Source organism: Enterococcus sp. 2G9_DIV0600 (assembly GCF_002140615.1).
GTDB classification, from domain to species: domain Bacteria; phylum Bacillota; class Bacilli; order Lactobacillales; family Enterococcaceae; genus Enterococcus_D; species Enterococcus_D innesii.
Genome location: NZ_NGLL01000001.1, coordinates 1,499,416 through 1,501,172, shown reverse-complemented (window position 1 = coordinate 1,501,172; position 1,757 = coordinate 1,499,416). Strand labels below are relative to the sequence as shown.

The following is a 1,757-nucleotide window of genomic DNA, read 5'->3' as shown; positions in this document are numbered from 1 at the left end:
GAATACATGTTTACGACAAAGAGTACTATCGTTTCTGGCAATACTCTTTGATTTGTTATATATGCATGTGATCTTTTTGAGATTCGGACTGACGTTCTTTTTATTTTTATAAAACTAAATTAAATATAAATGTAGATACTGAAGTCTTATATCATAAATTACACAGAAACACATTTTTATCAAAAAATATAATTTTCAAAATCTAATTATTAGTTTTTATATGCTTCATTTCCCCTATAATTTTATTTTCATCCAGATACAAGAATCCGCTCCATTCACTCCGAGATTGATCCCTAGATCCGAACATATACTGTTTCTCTCCCAAACAAGTCCAAAATATTTTCAATTTATTTTCTTTCAGGTATTGTACTAATCTTTTTTTCTTTATTAATAAACCACTACTCAGTTCAGACAATCTACCATCAAACGCAATTAATTCATCATTTGCATTATAGTAGTACCCATGATTATCTTTCTGGTGCAATTTTAAACCATTATATAAAATTTTTGTTGGAAAAAAGAATTGTTCGTGCCTTTCCTGATTTGAAAAATCATACTCTTCTTCCCAAGTTAATTCAACATAAGTTGGAATCATCTCACCTATCTTTTTAGTTTTGTATATCGTTTCCACCCATGTATTTTCCTCCAAAGCAAAGAAGGGAGGAGCATTTTTTTCATCATCATCTAAATCATCGAAAAAAATAGGTAACTTTCCAGCATGTTCAACATTATATGTCTCCCCTGACTTTGCTTCATAAGAATACCATTGATCCATATTTAGTTCTTCGCAACTATAAGACCATGGATATTCTCCGTTATAAAGGGTATACGTTGACCGTGCTTCTGGAAACCATCTCCCCATAAAATTTTTGTCTTTCAGTTCTTCTTTAAAATCGTCAAATTGAGTATCCTTAACAAAATAGGAGTGTGACATAGACCATACTCTTTGATCTGGATCTGAAGAATCAAAAAAAATTCTTTCACTTTTTTTCTTTTCATCATATTGCTTTAAAAGAATCCACTCTTCACCTGTGGTATCAGTGTATGTGAGTTTATCCGAATGTCTAGAAAAATATTGAATGTCTTCCTCTAGCCATTCAATAATTAATATCCTATCTTTTCCCAAATCTTTACTGAAAGTAATATCTAAATTATCACCTAAGATAAATTTTGGGATATCATTTGCTATAATTAATTTATCATTTAAAGTTGGGTCAAAGTCCCTTACAAATGGATCATAGGCACCTTTATAAATATAGTCTTCTCTTTCTGAGTCACCTTCAATTTTATGAGTATCTGAAATCCTAGCAAGTATGTTATACATAGCTATCCATTGATATTTTTTTCCTATTCTCTCATATTGATCGCTGTTCCCTCTGATAAGCGGATGATGAAGATTTGTATCATAATCACCAAACAGTTCGTCTGTATATTTTAATTTTTCTCTTATGAATTTCATTGAATAATGATAAACATTCTCCAAATCAACATCTACAAAGTTATACAATGCAGATTCAAATACATATCTTCCAAAATCACCATACATTCCTGGTCCATCTATTCCATTTGGTTGCATAGATACTGCAATTCTGTTAAACCCAGATTTACCACCAAAATCATATTTTTCTATTTTTACTTTTGGAATTTCATGAGAGTTATAAGGTGGGAATACTTTTGATAAATCCCATTTTGCTGATTCACTAGAATACTCATATAAATATCTTTCAATTATTAATCTTGCGTAATCACGTAAAAGA

General features: G+C 30.3%; 1 pseudogene. It reads right to left on the bottom strand.

Going from position 1 to position 1,757, the window contains the following annotated elements:
* Positions 1-202: 202 nt before the first annotated feature.
* Positions 203-1,757, bottom strand: a pseudogene (locus A5870_RS07085) (NACHT domain-containing protein); the annotation flags it as partial.